This window comes from Lonsdalea populi (genome assembly GCF_015999465.1).
Taxonomy (GTDB): Bacteria; Pseudomonadota; Gammaproteobacteria; order Enterobacterales; family Enterobacteriaceae; genus Lonsdalea; species Lonsdalea populi.
In genome coordinates this window covers 2,824,693-2,836,680 of sequence record NZ_CP065534.1, presented here as the reverse complement: position 1 = coordinate 2,836,680, position 11,988 = coordinate 2,824,693, and the positions used below count along the sequence as shown (strand labels likewise).

The window sequence follows — 11,988 nt, the reverse complement described above, 5'->3', positions numbered from 1 at the left end:
CTGCTCCTGTCAGAGAATTAACGGTCAGGCTGTACCCGCGGCCTTATGCTGTCGCGCATAAATATACGGCGCGACATATCCTTCGCGGTTTACGTCCAGATAGTCCGACCACCATTGCATCATTTCGATTCTGGCTTCCAGATGCTCCGCTTTATGTACATAAGCCGCCCGCACGCCGTTGCGCTCCTTGTGGCTCATCTGCCGCTCAATGGCATCCTTTGACCAGCGCCCGGACTCGTTCAGGGCGCTACAGGCCATGGTTCTGAAACCGTGGCCGCAGATTTCGGTTTTGGTGTCGTAGCCAATCACGCGCAGCGCCTTGTTGATGGTGTTTTCACTCATTGGCTTGTTCAGGGTATGTGCGCCGGGAAAAACGAAGACCGACTCGCCGGAAAGCGCCTGAATCTGTTTCAGCAGGGTGACCGCCTGACGTGACAGCGGCACCAGATGTTCATCCTTCATCTTTGCGCCACGTTCTGAGAACCGCACGCCGTCTACCGCTTCGCGCTGGGCGGGTACGCTCCAGATATGCGCCTTCAGGTTGAATTCATCCCAGCGGGCAAAACGTAGTTCACTGGAGCGCAGGAAAACATGCAGATTCAGCTCCAGTGCCAGACGGGTGAGCATCCGGCCTTTGTAGTTCTCCATCTTCTCCAGCAGTTCAGGCAGGCGTTTTAGCGGCAGGGCGGGGTGATGTTGGGTCACCACCGGGGTCACGACGCCATCCAAATCGTAAGCCGGATTATATTTAATCACGCCCTGCTGGACGGCGTGGCGCATGATTTTGGTCAGATGCTGGCGCACCCGTCCGGCGACGTCATGCACACCTTTGTCGTTAATGGCCTTAACCAACTGTGCCAAATGTCGGGTTTCAACCTGAGCGATGTCCATTGAACCAATAGCGGGGAAAACGTAGCGTTTCAGGCAGGTGAGGATTTTATCGGCGTGCACGTCCGACCAGAGCTTGAGGCTGCTGGTGTGCCACGCCATTGTGACATACTGAAAGGTGCGGGATTCTTCAACGGCGGGGTTGTTCGATTTACGAAGCTGAGAGGGACTAATGCCGGATGCCAGCAGCTTACGTGCTGCATCGCGCTTTTCACGGGCTTCCGCCAGCGTAGTCTGAGGATAGGGGCCAAAGGCCAGACGGCTTTCTTTACCGCCGAAGCGATAGCGGAAATACCATAGCTTAGCGCCGCTGGTGGATACCGTGAGGTACAGGCCTTGCGAATCAGTGAGCTTATAGGGTTTTGCGAGAGGTTTCGCGGATCGGACTTTGCTGTCAGTTAACATGTGAGGGTCACTCCCGTTCATCGAACTGAATGACCCGCAATCTGACCCCAAATTTTCCAGATACGAAGGGATAAATCAATACGTATCGGAAATATTTTTTACGCCAACCTATTGAATTTCAACAATATAAGAATTCATAAGGAAGCATAGAAAAAGAATAGTGGTGCCCGGACTCGGAATCGAACCAAGGACACGGGGATTTTCAATCCTCTCGTCGTTAGCAAGTTAATATATCGCAGTGTGTAAATAGTACCGTAGACCCTGTACGCATCGAATAATTTATTCGAGTGTACACATGGAAAATATCGTTACTAAAGCCACTGAAGCTTCTGCCAGTACCCGGCCGCAAATCGTCCCTATGGTCTCAACCAAAGGCGGCGAAGGAAAATCGACACAAAGTGCCAACCTCGCCGGTTTTCTGGCGGATGCGGGTAAAAAGACTCTCCTCATTGATGGTGACCACTCTCAACCTACCGCAAGTAGTATATTCGCCCTGGAATACGAGGCACCCAGCGGCCTGTACGAATTGTTGATGAAGTCAGTCGATCTCAATCAGCCTGAACATATCGTTTCACGGTCAGTCATCCCAAATCTGGACATTATTGTTTCTAACGATCCGCATGACCGCCTGTCTTCTGCCATGCTTCACGCGCCTGATGGTCGTATGCGTCTGCGCAATGTGCTGCAGCATCCTTTGTTTCAGGGCTATGACGTCATTATCATCGATTCTAAAGGCGCGGCTTCAGTGATGCTGGAGCTTATCTTACTTGCCAGCACTGAATTTTCGGTAGGTGTTATCAAACCTATATTACCGGATACTCGTGAGTTCTTGCGTGGCACCCTGGGGTTGATGGAAGGGCTATTACCGCTGACCTGCTACGGGATTTCATTACCACGCATTCGTATTCTGACCAACTGCATGGAATTTACGAACCTTGACCAGCAAACGCTGGAAAGCTTGAACAACATTATCACCAACGGCCTATATCCCCGGGCAGACGCATTCAACGTCTCTCTCCTTAATACCCTGATCCCAAAATTAGAAATCTACAAAATGGGGCACGCCTGCGGCCAGCCGGTTCACCGTCTTGAAAGAACGACGACACGCACATCCACTCAGGCCGCTGCTGTTACTATGCATCATCTGGCCTGCGAGTTGTTTCCGTATTGGAAGCCTGACTTTGACTCACTTCTGATGGGGAACAAGGAGGTGCTGGCATGAGCAAAAATAACCAAAACCGGTTGTGGCGTGCCGTTGCCAGCAGTACCGATCCCCTTCGCTTATGTGAAGAGATTTTTGCGTTTGTTGACGCTCCCGACTACGAAACCGCCAAAGAGTTGTTATACCAGCGATTGTCTTTGGAATGGGGCGTTTCCCGCGGATTTATTGATTTCTATAACCTTGATAGCGAAGAAGAACTCCGCGAGCAGGCGTTGGGCGCTCTTTCTTCACCTGGAGCCCCTCTGCTGGAGGTCGGCTGGAGCCATCAAGCTGGAGGAGGCGCAATCTATGATAATGCTCCCCTCATCCTGGTCGCCTCAGCGGCGCTACGCGCAATATTAACCACAGCGCTTCATGAAATTGGCGCCTTATCGGTAGCGGTTGAACAGGAAGCCACCTGTGTCGGGTGTGGTTGTACAGACAGCCATGCCTGTGTCGACGAAAACCGAAACGCTTGTTGCTGGCTCAAAGTCAACCGTGAAACGGGGTTGGGTGTGTGTTCGTCTTGTGATTTTTTTCTGAATCATCCACTCACTGATGATCATGACTAAGGGGCGAGCCGTGTCAGAACAAACCGTAAACGTACCTTATTCCGCTGATGCCGAGCAAGCTGTGATCGGCGGGTTGATGCTGGATAACGATCGCTGGGATGATGTGCTGCCGCTGATCCGGGATACCGATTTTTATCTGCCGGCACACCGCCGGATTTTTCAGGCGATGGTGCAACTTATGGCCAGCCAGCAGCCAATCGATCTGATTACTTTATCCGATTCGTTGGAGCAAAACACAGCTATTGAATCGGTTGGTGGATTTGCCTATCTAGCTGAAATGGCAAAAAACACGCCGAGTGCGGCCAACATTGTTGCCTATGCCAATATTGTTGCTGAGCGTAGCAGGCTGCGTGGACTTCTCCAGTTAGGGCGTGAATTAAGCGCCGAAGCAGTCGTTCCCCGTGCCGATGCGGCCGTACTGACCGCACGGGCGGAACAGCAATTGTTCCAACTGTCAGAACAGACACAAACACAGCAAAATGTGAGTCTGATTACCGGTCTTGAATCGCTGGCCAGTCATCTGGAAATGGTTAACGGTGGTAATGGCATTACCGGAACGCCGACCGGTTTCGCCAGACTGGATGCGATTACCTGTGGCTTGCAGGGCGGCGACCTCATTTTACTCGCTGCACGTCCTTCCATGGGGAAAACCTCTCTGGGTCTCTCATTCTGCGCCGGCGCACTTCGAGACTCCAGTAAGCCGGCATTTTGTTTTAGCCTTGAGATGCCGCGAGCACAGTTGCTGCAACGGCTTGTTTCGATGCTGGGACGGGTAGCGTTAGCACGGCTGCGCAGTGGTCAACTGGATGATGAAGACTGGGCACGGATCAGCCAGGCTGTCGCGGAAATGACGCCCTGGGAAGATCGCTTAATCATTGATGATGAAAGCTACCAGACACCAGCCTTGCTGCGTTCACGCGCACGACGCTATACCCGCCTTTATGGCCGGCCGGGCCTTATCATGGTGGACTATCTGCAACTGATGCGTTGCCCAGGTCAGGAAAACCGTACGCAGGAAATCTCTGAGATCTCACGGAGTCTCAAAGCGCTGGCCAAAGAGCTGGACTGCCCGGTGGTAGCGTTGTCTCAACTGAATCGTCAATTGGAGAGCCGAGCGGATAAACGCCCGTTTAACGGCGACCTTCGTGATTCTGGCGCGCTGGAGCAGGATGCTGACGTCATTGCTTTTGTTTACCGTGACGAGGTGTATGACGCCGACACGCAGGATGTGGGTATTGCCGAAATCATCATTGGCAAACAGCGCCAGGGGGCTACCGGCACCATCCGCGTTAAGTTTGAAGGACAATATACCGCTTTCAGCGATCTCCCTGACGGGCAATATGCTGGCGCAGGGAGGGCATGAGTATGGCGCGTTCAAAAAACAAGGTACTCGATCTTAGCAGCGCATTATTGCAACAGGGTAAAACTGCGTTGGGCACGCAGCCTGAAACAACCTCAGTCACTCCGCTTCCTGTTAGTGAACTACCGATGGTGCTGACTTTGGATGAACTGGCGCCCAACCCGGACAATCCCCGGACTTCCCGTAACCCTAAATATGAGGAAATCAAAGCTTCTATTCAGGCCAGAGGGTTGGACACTGTGCCAAAAGTTACCCGGGATCCGGAAGCCGGTTCGCAGGTTTATATCTTCAGTGATGGTGGCAACACCCGCTACCAAATCCTGTGCGAACTGTGGCAGGAAACCGGGGAAAAGCGTTTTTACCGTTTTCCTTGTTTGTTCAAACCGTGGCCGGGCCGTTTGTCCTGTGTCATTGGACATCTGGCCGAAAATGACGTGCGTGGCGACCTGAGTTTTATTGAAAAAGCGCTGGGTATCAGAAAGGCTCGCTCTATTTATGAAGAGCAATTGGGTAAGTGCGTCACTCTCCGGGAGCTTTCTTCCTTACTTGCTGAGGAAGGTTATCCGGTGCATTTCTCGGGGATCAGCCGAATGGAAGATACGGTGAAGTATCTGTATCCATCCATGCCGGCACTACTTGAATCAGGGCTGGGGGCGCCGCAAATCAGGCAGTTGCTTTCCCTGCGTAGTGACGCTGAAAAAACCTGGAAATTCTTTGCTAATGATGTTTCCACAACGCGCTCTTTTGATGAAGTATTTGCTGCCGTTTGCCGTCATTTTGACGCTCCTGAAATGTATTCACTGGATATGTTCCGTGACGAGTTGATTGGTGCTCTCGTAGAAGCACTGCCACATCCCTCGCTCAACTATGACCGTTGGTTACTGGAACTCGATCCAAAGGAACAAAATCGGCGTAAGCATTTGGGGGAACCAACATCATTATCGGTACAATCTTTAGAAATTGATGATTCCTTGTCATCAGAGGGATCTCCTGAGGAGAAAAGCAGTCAATTACCGCCGGACGTAGCTGAACATCCGGGCGATCAGAATATTGCGCCGACAGCCCTGGGTAGCGCTTTGTTTGATTCAGAGGGCAAGCAGGACAACACTTCGGAGGAACAGCAGGAAGAGACACCGGCTCCTTCTTTCAATACGACGCGTGTAGAGACCCAGCCTGATTTATACGGTGCGCCGGCGATACTCTCTGGTGAAACCGGAAGTGCCTCAGGGAGTGCCCCCTTACCGGACAACGATGAGGTATTAACGCGTTCTCTATTCCAGCCCCCGCACTTGGTCATGGAGCCACAACAAGATAATACCGAACATTCTGAGGTTGCTTTTGCTGAAATAGGTCTGGAGCCTGTCGGCACTATCTGGGCCATTCCAACACTGCAGGATGATATTGAACATCTGCAGGTAATGACGTTCCGTCTGGCTTTCGAACTGGCCGAAGTCGCGGGGTGCGAAGCTGAAATCAAAGCTGACAGATCCGGATTGTACGCGGCCGGCTATGAGTTGGTCGATCTGCATCTGGCGGCCGGGTGTATTGAACGACCCTCCCCTTTTACTGTTTTTCTGCTTTCTCTTGCCGGCGCCGACAACATCGACCATGACGGTTGTTCACTGGGTGATGTGTTAATCGGAACGGAGAGGGCTGCTGACTTACCGCTGCTTGACGACATTCACGCCGTCAAGCTGATGCGCCTTATCCGGGTTATGCGTCGTCTGCGCGAGCTGCAGCGTGACGTACCTGCAACGGAGGATAATAGCTGATGAGTTCTTCGCAACGACAAGAACGCCTGGTGAAACTGGTTCGTAAACTTCTTGAGCTGGCTCGTAGCAACAGCAATGCTCATGAGGCTGGTCTGGCGTTGGCCCGGGCGCAAAAACTGATGGAAAAATACGGTATCAGTGAGCTGGATGCGAGCCTTTCATCAATACAGCAGGCCCCAAGTCAGGGAGCGCCGTCAGAGGCTAAGAGCAAACTCCCCGAGTGGATGTCCAGTCTGGCATGGGCCGTTTGCCATGCCTTTGGGTGTCGCCTGTATTTCTCCTGGCGAGAAACCCCGTCCGGGTATCGCCGTAATGTGACGTTCTATGGTTTTAGCGGACGCCCGGCTGTTGCCGCTTATGCGTTTGATGTGCTTAGCCGTCAGCTGAAAGATGCCACTTCAGCCTATTTGAAAACCCAGAACAAGCGTTTGAAACTGACTACGCGCCGTGCGCGAGCTGAGCAATTTCGGGCCGGATGGGTTCTGGGCGTTCGGCAGGTCATTACAACGTTTCGGGTTTCTGAACAGGAACGCCAGTTGATGGTGTCATGGATGGAGAATCAGAGAATGGGCGAGTTACAAACACGCGCACTCAAGACCTGTCGCGCTTGGTCATCGGCGGGAGGTTCAGTGATGCGCATTCAATTATCGCCAACGGGTAACCCTTCCCTGGCTCCTGTTTTTCTGACCTGCTTATCTTACCGCTTTATTTTTTTGCCATTCACTGCTTTGAGCCCGGTGGCTGAATATCTGGGGGGGAACCAACGATGAGTAACAGCTTATCTCAGGCGACCAACAGCTTGTTAACGCAGTTGGTTATGGAGTTGAAGTCCGGCTATATACGCCGTTGTGAGTCTCTGGGACTGACCACAGAGGAAATGCAACTGCTGCATGGCTTAACTGTTGAAGATCTGCATTATCTGCTGAACAGCCCGGTATCGGTACTGACATTTCAAATCCACCATGAAAACTTCTCATTGATGCTGCAGCATGCGCATCGCGAGCAACAACGTATGCAACGTATTGACCGTGCCCTGGCGCTGGGTGGTTCTATTGAGATGATGCAGCACTATTTTGGGTTGACGACGGTTGAAGTCGCCGCGCGTCGGCGTATGACCGGAATTAGCATCCGCCAGGGGCGTTGCGCCGCACTCAGTGATGAAGAAAATGCGACGCTGTGGCGCCAGTGGCAAAAGTCAGGTATTGACGATCCCTCTAGCGCGGATGGTCTGGATGTCATGATGCTGGCCGCCGAGCAAATGGATGTGTCACTCACGGCTGTGTGGCACGCGGTACGCGGCTTCGATGTACCTCATACCAACACGGCCAAAAAAGCCATTCAGGCGGTCCGTAATCGTGCCGAGAGAGGAACGGTGAGGAGGCCGGCATGAAACCCATGATCTTGATGCCCGGTTTGCAGGCCCCTCGTTCTGCTCCGCCATCTTGCCAGAAAAAAGCGAAAGCGCTGGTTCAGCAGTTTCGCCGCGGCGAGCGGAATTACAAAAATATCCATGTAAAAGGTAAGCATGCCCCAGGGCGTGCCTGGATGAAGATTAATGTCGGGGCCACCTGGCGACTGTTAAGCCGTAACAGTGGCGCAGACTGGGAGTTACTCACCCACGAACGCTACAACAATGAAATTTGGAAGTGACGACATTCACCCTGTGCCTGGGTACCGGGTACAGGACTGAGAGCCTTTAGCCATGTGCAGCATTGGCTGCACAATTACCGTTTGACTCCTTCGCCATATTTGTTGGCGCAGGGCGCGTGATTAAGGATCCGCTAAATCCATGACTACAACTTGAATACCTGATGATAGCCTGATCTCCTTTACACTGGCGCAAATGAATGCCCGAATGGCGGAGCGAATAAGCTCGGAAAAACACACGGGTAGCGCCGATGTTACGAATCTGCGTAGTGGCCTGCTCTATATGGGCAATGTGCATGATTCCATACCCCGCCGATTATTGTTGGACACGCGTTTATCGCCACTGGATAAAACGGCGTGGATAATGATCCGTCTGTATGCGCAACAGAATCAGGGGGCCGTTTTTCCGACTTATGATGAATTACAGTTGCAGCTTGCTTCTCCATTGAACGGCAAAGCATCCCGTGAGACCGTTAGTCGCGTTTTGTTGATGTTACGCCTTACCGGCTGGCTCAGCCTGTGTCGCCGTGTTCGTGACGATAAAGGTCGTGTGCGGGGAAACATCTATGCGCAACACGATGAACCATTATCAGCCCGTGATGCCGAGACATTAGATCCGACCTGGCTTGATACGCTGGCTGCGGCCTGTGAGCATAAAAACTGTACAGTGAATCAAACGGCCTGGTCAGTGTTGTCCGATATCCAAAATGACCCGACAATGCGTCATCAGCATTCGCAGATGGCAGCTATCGTTGAACGATTGGGAGCGCCGCAAACGCCTCAGCAAATGGCGAACCGCGTGTCCATCAGGGAGCCTATTTCCCATGGTTCTATAACCGAACCCGGTAATAATCCCCCCGGTTCGGATGCCGAACTTAGCCAATTTAAGCGCAGTTCGGATACCGAACTCAGTCATGAAACGGGTAATGGAATACAGAGTTCGTTTTCCGAACTTATTCTGGAATCAGTTACTTACAAGGATTCAACCAAACCGAACTATAACGTACGTAATTTCACACACAGTGTGAATAAAAAAACGTACGTACCAGAACTACCAGCCGAACTGCAACGCAGCATGGCTGAGGATGACCACAGGCAGATCACTGCTCAGCTTTGCGCATTGCCTGCTGAAGCTGCCCGGCTAGTACTGGATAGCCTTGTTCAGACGATGGCCCGAGGAAACCTGAATAACCCGACTGCCTGGCTGCTGACGGTGATAAAACGCGCCCGGAATGGCCAATTGTTCACAGCAGGAAAATCTTCCCACCCGGCCAAACCTAAAGCAATGCGTTCGGCATCACGCCCGGCGCCTATGTCAACATCAACGCAACCCGTTCGTCCTCAAGCAGCCTCACGGGAACATGTCAGTGGTGTTGTGGCCAAATTACGTCAGGAAATGGCTCGAGCCAAAATTAGAAAATGAGTGGGGTTTAGTACGGCTGTATGAAAAATGACCGTGCTGGCAGTGCCAACAAGATTAAAAAATGAGCACTGTGCTCAGAAGCGCTTCCCGTTCATTGCGTTTTGGAACTGGCGAGCTTAACTTGTTCCGTTTTATGCTATGTCTGAACGGCGTATTGCCAGTTGGTAACTTGGCGGAGAGTTTGTAGGCGATTCTTCCGGAATAGACAGCCGGGGATATACTCTCTTTCAGAACGAGAAAAGCCACCCTAAGGTGGCTTTTCCGATACTAACTTATACGCACGGGTCCGAAGAAATCCGCGCCTTGATGTGGAAAATCTATCAGTATTCGGTGCGCACGTCAACTTTGTTCCAACCTAAGAGCCTGGGAGGGCAGAATGCAGTTGGAAGATTATATCTCGGCCGAGCGGCTAAAAATTTACGCCGATGTGCTGAAGCTTAAGCCAGGTGAAGAACTGGGTGGATATAACTGGAACAAGGCAATTGCCAGTGCAATGCAGCCACTTATGCAGTGTCTTGAAGTGACGCTGCGCAATGCCATCGATTACAGCATTCGCCATCATCCTATGCCCGGGGCTGTGGGTCATTGGCGCACGGATGCCAACTGGATCTTTGATTTGCCCCGTTATATTGGTGATAAAGTTTTGATCCGTCAGGGAAAACGATTTAAGAAAAATGCCCGTGGTCAGATTATTCATCGTGATAAAAAGCCTGTTTATGACAGAACAGCCTGGGAAGAAGATTGTATTCGGAAGGTATCAAAGCGGATCAAAGATGCAGGTAAACAACCCACTGCGGAACGGGTGATTTCTGGACTGGATTTTGGTTTTTGGACCAATTTCCTGACGAGTAATTATAATGAGCCCCGAAACCGTTCTCTGCTGTGGCCTCAGTTGCTACCGGAGGTCTTTCCTGGTGCATCAGCCAAAACGGGACGTCATATTCTGGAAAAAAAATTTACTCGTATACGTGATCTGCGTAATCGTCTTGCCCACCATGAAGCCATATGGAAATTTCAGGAAGAAAATCCACTTACCGGCGCGCCAGATTATAACCGACCGGTATACGGACTGAATGCTTCACTACAACTGCTGCGCAGAGCCTGGAATGATATGCTGGAGGCATTGTACTGGCTCAGCCCGGCACGCCATTCCGCATTCTTGGCTGAAGGCCACCATATTCGTTTTGAAACGCTGGCTACTCAGGAGGGGCTGCTTAGTTTCATTAGTCGCAAACAACTGGTGAACGGCCTGAATATCAGACGAAGTAAAGAAGTCAGAAGATTGCTACGGGAACTCAGCCAGCAAAAGATCGTAAGACTGACAAATCGTACACGTATCATTGCCATTATTGGCCCTGATTTTATCCGTATGTGAGCTCAGATCCTGCCCTTGGCGGCTATTTCACCAGGCTGCAGAGCCAGCGATCTGCAATGTACTGAATAGAACGAGTATCTGGTATCACTCAGGATACTCATTAATGGTTAAAAAGTGAGCTTATTGGCAGTGCCAACAAGATTAAAAAATGAGCATCTTGCTTTTTAGACTTCTCTTCACATACCAAAAAGAGATTTGAATAGTCGTGTTGCTCGCAGATTTTGCCGGGCATGCTACTGCAAGATATTAAACCGAGCTGGTCTCGGGGTCTGACGCTCAATGGAACGAAAACTCACGTTAAGCGTTTGTGGCAAAGTAAAGCTAAAGGATCCTGCCGAGATCCTTCGAAGGGGTTATACTGCACTCTCATTGCCATAATGATAACAAGTGTCTCAATGGCTGTTTGCATGTTAACTTGATATTATGACTTCACCCGTGTTCACTATTTTTTCCTTCTTGACAATTCTTGTAATTCCTAAATTATCTGGAATAAATATACCATCTTGAGTTACAAGTAATTCTGTTCCAACTCTTTTCCTTGCAGCAGAATAATTCAATGGATATGTATAGCGATTACAATTCCTATATAGATCGTTAATTTCTGGTGCATTATCATAAGTTAAAAGCCATGGATGCTTTAGTTTTAAAATTGCGTCAGACACCTTTTTATGATCATCAACATTATAAAAGTTAGTATAAAGCAATGAACCTTTATCAAAGTAAGGGGGATCGATACAAAACATTGAATTTTTTGGCATTCTAGTGTCAATGTCGTTCATAAAATCAATTGCATCCTGATTATACAAATGGATTCTATGTTTGTACTTTTCTACTCTTTTAATCCTGTCTACTAATCCTTTCTTGTTGAATCTACAATCTAAGGAGTACTTGCTTTTTTGTTCTAAACCACCGATAACTCCAGCTTTCAAAATAATACCAGAACGATTAGTTCTGTTAAGAAAGAATGAAGAAAATCCCAATTCAAAATCGTTATAACTATCCCTGTTATTCTGCACATCCCTCTGCTTATGCCATTCTTCTATAGTAACAGACGTTGTCATTATTTTATCAATGAACTGTTCTGTATTATTAAGTATGCTATGCCAGAATGACCAGACTGAACGATCAAGATCATTTAAGTGTATTTCATGTACATATTGTTTGAATAATAATGACAAAGCAAGTCCGCCACCTCCAGCGTAGGGTTCTGCATAGTGTCCGCCAGTAAGGTTGTTTGAACAAATTATAGCCGAAATCATATCTTGGATTGCGGCCTTCCCTCCTGGATATCGTAATGGTGACGGAGTTGCTGACATGGTCTTTCCCTGTGAAAATAAATTCATAC

At 50.1% G+C, this 11,988-nt stretch carries 11 protein-coding genes; 9 read left to right on the top strand and 2 right to left on the bottom strand.

What is annotated here, in order from left to right; translation table 11 throughout:
- Positions 1 to 24: 24 nt before the first annotated feature.
- Positions 25 to 1,293, bottom strand: a complete 1,269-nt coding sequence (locus tag I6N93_RS12420; protein WP_085690048.1) for a tyrosine-type recombinase/integrase — start codon at positions 1,291 to 1,293, stop codon at positions 25 to 27.
- A 295-nt stretch (positions 1,294 to 1,588) separates the two neighbouring features.
- Here I6N93_RS12420 and I6N93_RS12415 point away from each other — a divergent pair, with 295 nt between their 5' ends.
- From I6N93_RS12415 to I6N93_RS12375, 9 genes are all read left to right on the top strand, one after another.
- On the top strand, positions 1,589 to 2,515 hold the full coding sequence (locus I6N93_RS12415; RefSeq protein ID WP_085690050.1) for a ParA family protein: 927 nt from the start codon (positions 1,589 to 1,591) through the stop codon (positions 2,513 to 2,515).
- On the top strand, positions 2,512 to 3,066 hold the full coding sequence (locus I6N93_RS12410) for a hypothetical protein (protein WP_176222578.1): 555 nt from the start codon (positions 2,512 to 2,514) through the stop codon (positions 3,064 to 3,066). Before I6N93_RS12415 ends, I6N93_RS12410 begins: the two co-directional genes overlap by 4 nt.
- The gene (gene dnaB-PI, locus I6N93_RS12405; protein ID WP_373853834.1) at positions 3,059 to 4,429 is read left to right on the top strand and encodes an SPI-7-type island replicative DNA helicase; all 1,371 of its coding nucleotides are present in this window, start codon (positions 3,059 to 3,061) and stop codon (positions 4,427 to 4,429) included. Before I6N93_RS12410 ends, dnaB-PI begins: the two co-directional genes overlap by 8 nt.
- A gap of 2 nt (positions 4,430 to 4,431) precedes the next feature.
- Positions 4,432 to 6,198, top strand: a complete 1,767-nt coding sequence (locus tag I6N93_RS12400; RefSeq protein WP_085690054.1) for a ParB family protein — start codon at positions 4,432 to 4,434, stop codon at positions 6,196 to 6,198.
- Entirely contained in the window at positions 6,198 to 6,968 is a 771-nt protein-coding gene (locus tag I6N93_RS12395; RefSeq protein WP_232100022.1) for a DUF2786 domain-containing protein, read from the top strand. Before I6N93_RS12400 ends, I6N93_RS12395 begins: the two co-directional genes overlap by 1 nt.
- A complete protein-coding gene (locus I6N93_RS12390; protein WP_085690056.1) occupies positions 6,965 to 7,588 on the top strand; it encodes a DUF2857 domain-containing protein in 624 nt (207 codons plus the stop codon). Before I6N93_RS12395 ends, I6N93_RS12390 begins: the two co-directional genes overlap by 4 nt.
- Positions 7,585 to 7,848 carry a ParE family toxin-like protein gene (locus I6N93_RS12385; RefSeq protein WP_085690058.1) on the top strand — a complete coding sequence of 88 codons (264 nt, stop codon included), beginning with the start codon at positions 7,585 to 7,587 and terminating at the stop codon, positions 7,846 to 7,848. Before I6N93_RS12390 ends, I6N93_RS12385 begins: the two co-directional genes overlap by 4 nt.
- A 205-nt stretch (positions 7,849 to 8,053) precedes the next feature.
- On the top strand, positions 8,054 to 9,268 hold the full coding sequence (locus tag I6N93_RS12380) for an STY4528 family pathogenicity island replication protein (RefSeq protein ID WP_232100021.1): 1,215 nt from the start codon (positions 8,054 to 8,056) through the stop codon (positions 9,266 to 9,268).
- Between the two features lie 376 nt (positions 9,269 to 9,644).
- Entirely contained in the window at positions 9,645 to 10,643 is a 999-nt protein-coding gene (locus tag I6N93_RS12375) for an Abi family protein (protein WP_085690062.1), read from the top strand.
- 410 nt (positions 10,644 to 11,053) lie between these two features.
- Here the strand turns inward: I6N93_RS12375 and I6N93_RS12370 are convergent, their stop codons facing one another.
- Positions 11,054 to 11,959, bottom strand: coding sequence for a DNA adenine methylase (locus tag I6N93_RS12370; RefSeq protein ID WP_085690063.1), 906 nt, complete (start codon positions 11,957 to 11,959; stop codon positions 11,054 to 11,056).
- Positions 11,960 to 11,988: the final 29 nt, after the last annotated feature.

Bases quoted from the DNA above. Each gene is read 5' to 3' on its own strand.
- I6N93_RS12385 (WP_085690058.1), top strand. From the start codon at position 7,585: ATGAAACCCATGATCTTGATGCCCGGTTTGCAGGCCCCTCGTTCTGCT.
- I6N93_RS12400 (WP_085690054.1), top strand. From the start codon at position 4,432: ATGGCGCGTTCAAAAAACAAGGTACTCGATCTTAGCAGCGCATTATTG.
- I6N93_RS12410 (WP_176222578.1), top strand. From the start codon at position 2,512: ATGAGCAAAAATAACCAAAACCGGTTGTGGCGTGCCGTTGCCAGCAGT.
- I6N93_RS12395 (WP_232100022.1), top strand. From the start codon at position 6,198: ATGAGTTCTTCGCAACGACAAGAACGCCTGGTGAAACTGGTTCGTAAA.
- I6N93_RS12420 (WP_085690048.1), bottom strand. From the start codon at position 1,293: ATGTTAACTGACAGCAAAGTCCGATCCGCGAAACCTCTCGCAAAACCC.
- dnaB-PI (WP_373853834.1), top strand. From the start codon at position 3,059: ATGACTAAGGGGCGAGCCGTGTCAGAACAAACCGTAAACGTACCTTAT.
- I6N93_RS12415 (WP_085690050.1), top strand. From the start codon at position 1,589: ATGGAAAATATCGTTACTAAAGCCACTGAAGCTTCTGCCAGTACCCGG.
- I6N93_RS12380 (WP_232100021.1), top strand. From the start codon at position 8,054: ATGGCGGAGCGAATAAGCTCGGAAAAACACACGGGTAGCGCCGATGTT.
- I6N93_RS12370 (WP_085690063.1), bottom strand. From the start codon at position 11,959: ATGTCAGCAACTCCGTCACCATTACGATATCCAGGAGGGAAGGCCGCA.
- I6N93_RS12390 (WP_085690056.1), top strand. From the start codon at position 6,965: ATGAGTAACAGCTTATCTCAGGCGACCAACAGCTTGTTAACGCAGTTG.
- I6N93_RS12375 (WP_085690062.1), top strand. From the start codon at position 9,645: ATGCAGTTGGAAGATTATATCTCGGCCGAGCGGCTAAAAATTTACGCC.